This is a genomic window from Bariatricus sp. SGI.154 (assembly GCF_050313795.1).
GTDB lineage: Bacteria > Bacillota > Clostridia > Lachnospirales > Lachnospiraceae > CAMBRQ01.
On record NZ_JBNPMC010000068.1, the window covers coordinates 1 to 4,898 of the forward strand.

Here is a 4,898-nt window from a genome sequence, read left to right on the forward strand (position 1 = left end):
AAAGGATTCCCTACCGATTGATGGCAGCAACCTGTCTATTCCATATAATCCGGAGGAAAACAATTGTAATGAAGAAAAGCAGATTTCCACCATGCATTTAGATGGTCTTTTTGATGTGATGAACAAAATATTTGTAGATGTATGTTGTCCGGATAAAAGACAGGAACAGCACAGGAATCCTGTCCGGAATGAAACTGCCTGACCACGAGAACGGAAATATGTTTTAGGATTTTTTGAAAAAAGACAAGAAAATGCCATGAATAGGCTAAAAATAAGGTCGATACGAACACAAAAAATTGATAAAATGACATTATAAAAATCGACAGCGGAACCAAAATATTAAGGAGGAACATTATTATGAGTAACATGCCAGAAGTAAAGATTGGGGTTGTAGCAGTCAGCCGTGACTGTTTCCCGGAGAGCCTCTCTGTGACAAGAAGAGCGAACTTGATGAAAGCCTATACGGAGAAATACGGTTCAGAAGGAATCTATGAGTGCCCGATTTGTATTGTAGAGAGCGAGATCCACATGGTACAGGCACTTGAAGATATTAAAGCAGCAGGATGTAACGCTCTGGTCGTTTATCTTGGAAACTTCGGACCAGAGATCTCAGAGACATTGCTTGCAAAACATTTTGATGGACCGAAGATGTTCGTCGCAGCAGCAGAAGAGACAGGCAATAACCTGGTACAGGGACGTGGAGATGCATACTGCGGAATGCTGAATGCAAGTTATAACCTGCAACTTCGTAATATTAAAGCATATATTCCCGAGTATCCGGTAGGAGATGCAGCTGAATGTGCAGATATGATTCATGAATTCGTTCCAATTGCAAAAGCAATCGTAGGATTAAAGAATCTTAAGATCATCAGTTTCGGACCAAGACCGCTTAACTTCCTTGCATGTAATGCGCCGATCAAGCAGCTCTATAACTTGGGTGTTGAGATCGAAGAGAACTCTGAACTGGATCTGTTCGAAGCATTTGGCAAACATGCAGGAGATGAGAGAATCCCGGCTATTGTAAAAGAGATGGAAGAAGAATTAGGTGCCGGCAATAAGAAACCGGAGATTCTTGCCAAACTTGCTCAATATGAGTTGACGTTGAAAGACTGGATCGAGGACCATAGAGGCTACCGCAAATACGTTGCGATTGCAGGAAAATGCTGGCCTGCATTCCAGACGCAGTTTGGTTTTGTCCCATGTTATGTAAACAGCCGCTTGACAGCACAGGGAATTCCTGTATCATGTGAAGTAGATATTTACGGGGCTCTGAGTGAATTCATCGGAACAGTAATCAGTAACGATACAGTAACACTTCTTGATATTAACAATACAGTACCGACAGATATGTACGAAGAAGATATTAAGGGCAAATACAACTATACGCAGAAGGATACCTTCATGGGATTCCACTGTGGCAATACGGCATCTGGGAAATTATCTTTCTGTGAGATGAAGTATCAGATGATTATGGCAAGAGCGCTTCCGGAAGAAGTAACTCAGGGAACGCTGGAAGGAGATATTGTACCTGGAGACATCACTTTCTATCGTCTTCAGAGTACGGCAGATTGCAAACTCCGTGCTTACATTGCTCAGGGTGAAGTACTTCCGGTTGCAACACGTTCTTTTGGAAGTATCGGCGTATTTGCGATTCCGGAGATGGGAAGATTCTATCGCCATGTGCTGATCGAGGGAGGATATCCGCATCACGGAGCAGTTGCTTTCGGACATCACGGCAAAGCGTTATTCGAAGTATTCAAGTATATCGGTGTCCCGGTAGAGGAGATTGGGTATAATCAGCCAGCAGGTGTAAGATACCCAACAGAAAATCCTTGGAGATAAGTTTCTTCAGGTGTGAAGGAGGAATAATATGCTTTATATTGGAGTTGACCTTGGTACATCAGCAGTTAAGTTGCTGTTGATGGATGGAGAAGGTCAGATTAAGAAGATTGTATCAAAAGAATATCCGCTGTTTTTCCCGCATCCGGGCTGGTCTGAGCAGAAGCCGGAGGACTGGTTTGAGAAGTCCATGGAAGGTATCAAGGAACTTACTGCCACATGCAATAAGCAGGAGGTTGCGGGCATCAGTTTCGGAGGACAGATGCACGGTCTGGTGGCTTTAGATCAGGATGATAATGTTATCCGTCCGGCAATCCTTTGGAATGATGGACGAACAGGCGAAGAAACGGACTATCTGAATCAGGTAATAGGGAAAGACAAATTATCAGAATATACAGCGAATATTGCGTTTGCAGGCTTCACTGCACCGAAGATTCTTTGGATGAAAAAACATGAGCCGGAGAATTTCGACAAGATCTGCAAGATCATGCTTCCAAAAGATTATCTGGCATATAAATTATCCGGTTCTTTCTGCACAGATGTATCGGATGCGTCTGGCATGCTTCTGATGGATGTGAAGAACCGCTGCTGGTCTAAGGAAATGATGGATATCTGTGGTATCACAGAAGAACAACTTCCGAAACTTTACGAAAGTTATGAAGTGGTGGGAACGTTGAAGCCGGAGGTGGCAGAAGAATTAGGGCTGTCCGAGACGGTTAAGGTAATCGCAGGTGCCGGAGATAATGCAGCGGCAGCAGTTGGTACAGGAACTGTAGGAGATGGAATGTGTAATATTTCCCTGGGAACATCAGGAACCATCTTCATCTCCAGTAAGAAATTCGGTGTAGATGAGAATAATGCATTGCATTCATTTGCTCATGCAGACGGCAATTATCATCTGATGGGATGTATGTTAAGTGCTGCATCCTGTAATAAGTGGTGGAATGAAGAGATCTTGAAGACCAAAGACTTTGTCGCAGAGCAGGCAGGAATTACGAAACTGGGTGAGAACAACGTGTTCTATCTGCCGTATCTGATGGGCGAGCGTTCTCCTCACAATAATCCGGACGCAAGAGCAATGTTCATTGGCATGTCCATGGATACGACCAGAGAAGACATGACGCAGGCAGTATTAGAAGGTGTAACCTTCGGTCTTCGGGATTCCTTGGAGGTAGCGAGAAGCCTTGGCATCCAGATCGAACGCACGAAGATCTGCGGCGGCGGAGCGAAGAGCCCGCTGTGGAAGAGAATCATTGCCAATGTCATGAATATGAAGGTAGACGTGATCGAGAGTGAAGAAGGACCAGCCCTTGGGGGTGCTATGCTTGCAGCGGTTGGATGCGGAGAGTACCCGGATGTGGAGACGATTGCGAAAAAGATTGTCAAAGTGGTAGACACGGTTGAGCCTGAACCGGAATTGGTCGCAAAGTACGAAGAAAGATATCAGAAGTTCAGAAAAATATATCCTACGGTGAAAGGATTGTTCTAGATCTCAATTGGGGATGGGGGTTTTTTCAATTTCCCCCGTCCCCAATTCAATTTGCCCTGTCCCTTTTTCAATTTGCCGTGTCCCCAATTCGATGAATCTTTACTTTGATTTACTACCTTTGTGTGATAGAATGTAGAAGAATGTAAAAAAGGAATGATTAAGAGGAGGACATCAGATGGAAAGTAGAAAAATTATCCAGGTAGAGGACAAAGTTCCGGCGAAACTGTTGATACCGTTGAGTATCCAGCATATGTTTGCGATGTTCGGGGCTTCAGTACTGGTTCCGTTCTTGTTTGGAATCAGCCCGGCGATCGTGTTGTTCATGAATGGTGTGGGAACATTGCTGTTCATTGCAATTACGAAGGGGAAAGCACCGGCTTATCTGGGATCAAGTTTTGCATTTCTTGCGCCGGCAGGAATTGTAATCAGTGAGATGGGATATCAGTATGCACTTGGCGGATTCGTGGTGGTTGGATTCTGTGGCTGTATACTTGCGTTGATTATTTATAAATTCGGTTCAGACTGGATCGACATTGTTCTGCCGCCGGCTGCAATGGGACCAGTGGTAGCGCTGATCGGTCTTGAATTGTCCAGCAGCGCAGCAAGTAACGCCGGATTATTGGATGAAGTGATCAATCCAAAGAATGTAATCGTCTTCGCAGTGACTCTGGGCGTGGCTGTATTCGGAAATATTGTGTTCCGTGGATTCTTATCGGTAATTCCAATTCTGATTGCTGTAATAGCTGGATATGTGGCGGCTTTGTGCTGCGGAATTGTGGATTTTACAGAGGTGGCAAAGGCATCCTGGTTCGCGCTGCCGAATTTCCAGACTCCGAAGTTCAGTATGGAAGCAATTATGATTATACTGCCTGTAATTCTGGTAATTGCATCTGAGCATATCGGTCACCAGGTAGTTACAAGCAAGATTGTGGGAAGAGATCTGTTAAAAGATCCGGGACTTCACCGCTCTTTGCTGGGAGACAACCTGTCAACTATGATTTCGGGTATGATCGGATCGGTTCCGACTACAACGTATGGTGAGAATATTGGAGTTATGGCGGTTACGAAGGTCTATAGCGTGAGAGTAATTGCTGGGGCGGCAGTCTTATCAATCATATGTTCATTTGTGGGGAAATTATCCACATTGATTCAGACAATTCCAGGTCCGGTAATCGGAGGAATATCCTTCTTATTATATGGAATGATCGGGGCATCCGGTATCCGTATCCTGGTAGATGCACAGGTGGATTATGGACGTTCCAGGAATCTGACGTTGACCTCTGTGGTATTTGTAACGGGCTTATCAGGAATCGCAGTGAAGTTTGGCGATATCCAGTTGACGGGTATGGTACTGGCTTGCGTGGTTGGCATGATATTGAGTCTTGCTTTCTATATTCTGGATAAACTGAAATTGACGAACGATTAGTAAAAAGGGACAGGACAATCGAATTGGGGATGGGGGAAATTGAAAAAACCCCCGTCCCCAATTCGATTTGCCCTGTCCCTTTTTGCAATCTCCCTGTCCCCGATAAAATAAATTGTAACAGTTCAGCCATAAGCCGGATTGTGT

Annotated in this window: 4 protein-coding genes; all 4 read left to right on the forward strand. The window is 44.6% G+C overall.

What is annotated here, in order from left to right; all coding sequences use genetic code 11:
- Positions 1-202 (forward strand): hypothetical protein (locus tag ACQRBN_RS17250; RefSeq protein ID WP_427740329.1); only part of this gene is annotated, 202 nt, incomplete at its 5' end.
- A 155-nt stretch (positions 203-357) separates the two neighbouring features.
- The gene (locus tag ACQRBN_RS17255; protein ID WP_427740331.1) at positions 358-1,842 is read left to right on the forward strand and encodes an L-fucose/L-arabinose isomerase family protein; all 1,485 of its coding nucleotides are present in this window, start codon (positions 358-360) and stop codon (positions 1,840-1,842) included.
- A 28-nt stretch (positions 1,843-1,870) separates the two neighbouring features.
- Positions 1,871-3,328, forward strand: coding sequence for a xylulokinase (xylB, locus tag ACQRBN_RS17260; protein ID WP_427740332.1), 1,458 nt, complete (start codon positions 1,871-1,873; stop codon positions 3,326-3,328).
- Between the two features lie 175 nt (positions 3,329-3,503).
- On the forward strand, positions 3,504-4,754 hold the full coding sequence (uraA, locus tag ACQRBN_RS17265) for a uracil permease (protein ID WP_427740333.1): 1,251 nt from the start codon (positions 3,504-3,506) through the stop codon (positions 4,752-4,754).
- Positions 4,755-4,898: the final 144 nt, after the last annotated feature.